This is a genomic window from Pontibacillus salipaludis (genome assembly GCF_014642405.1).
GTDB lineage: Bacteria > Bacillota > Bacilli > Bacillales > BH030062 > Pontibacillus > Pontibacillus salipaludis.
The window spans coordinates 1-1440 of sequence record NZ_BMIN01000039.1; the positions used below are offsets into that span (position 1 = coordinate 1).

The following is a 1440-nucleotide window of genomic DNA, read 5'->3' on the forward strand; positions in this document are numbered from 1 at the left end:
GTGCACTGAACCCACAATTTTGGTCATATGTATTTAAGCTGCAGTCTGGCCTTGTTCTCTATAGGTAACAGGGCTCTTTCCGCCAAGCTTCATTTTAATTCGCTTATGATTGTAATAATAGATATACTGGTCCAATTCTTGTTGGAATTCTTCGATGCTTTCAAATGTTTGATTGTACAAAAGCTCTGTTTTTAAAATACTAAAGAAGTTTTCAATGACGGCATTATCATGGCAGTTTCCCTTTCGAGACATACTTTGCGTAATTCCTTTAGATTCTAACGTTTGGCGGTACTTTGGAATTTGATAATGAACGCCTTGATCAGAATGCATAAGTAGCTCATCATCTTCCTTAACATACTGGAACGCATCTTCTAACATGGTTTCCACAAGCTTGTATGTCGGCCTGAAATCAAGATTGTAGGCAATAATTTCACCATTAAATAAATCTTGCACAGGTGAAAGATACATTTTTTCTCCTAGGACTCTGAATTCCGTGATATCCGTTACCCATTTTTGATTTGGGCCTTGAGCTGTGAAGCTGCGATCGAGGATATTATCTGCCGTTTTGCCTACTTGTCCTTTGTAAGAGATGTATTTCTTGCGTCGTACGGTGCTTTTCAACCCTAGTTCTCTCATAATACGAGCTACTTTTTTATGATTAATTTGGTGGCCACGATTCAAAAGTTCCATATGGATACGGCGGTAGCCATAACGGCCATAATGGTCATAGTAGATGGATGAGATGGTTTCTTTTAGTTCACTATCTGGATCCAGCTCATTCATCTTTTGGGCCTGGTAATAATACGTATTGCGTTTCATCCCGGCAACTTGAACCAGGAGTTTTACCGGGAATTTATGCCTTAGCTCGTATATTACTTGCGCTTTGGTTTGGTTGTCTGTTGGTCTTTTTCTTGAACTAAGGCTCTTAACTTTTTTAAGTACGCATTTTCAGCACGAAGGTATTCTAGCTCTTCCTGCATTTTTTTCATATCTTGGTTAGATGGTTGTTCTGACTGGTTTTGATCCTTAGATGAATTCACTCTAGGGCGCCCCTTTCCTGATGATTCAAGGGCCTCGGCACCGCCTTCTTCCCACTTCTTTTTCCATCTGCGAACCATTGAGAAATCAGGGATTCTAAAGATGGCTGAGGCTTCCCGAATCGAATAATTTTGGTTTTCGATCATCTGAATTACCTTCATTTTAAAATCCGCAGGGTAATTTGTATAGGGTGGAATAAAGGCTTGGTCATCATGATACTTATAAAGCTTCACCCAATATCGGATAACGGAATCATCGATCCCAAGCTCGTTAGCTAAATCTTTATAAGTCGTCATTTCACTCAAATAGCGTACCGCGATGTCTTGTTTCATAGCTGATGTAATAGTATTCACCATCGCACCTCCTGTTTTTGATTATGACCAAAAACAAGGGTCCACTTCA

General features: G+C 39.7%; 1 protein-coding gene. It reads right to left on the reverse strand.

The genetic code is table 11. The annotated features are described in order from the left end of the window. Positions 1-33: 33 nt before the first annotated feature. Positions 34-1391, reverse strand: a protein-coding gene (locus IEW76_RS20685) for an IS3 family transposase (protein WP_188656258.1) whose coding sequence is annotated in 2 segments (ribosomal slippage) — positions 34-923 and positions 923-1391 — 1359 coding nt in all. Because the reading frame shifts where the segments join, the coding sequence is not laid out codon by codon here. Between the last annotated feature and the right edge of the window lie 49 nt (positions 1392-1440).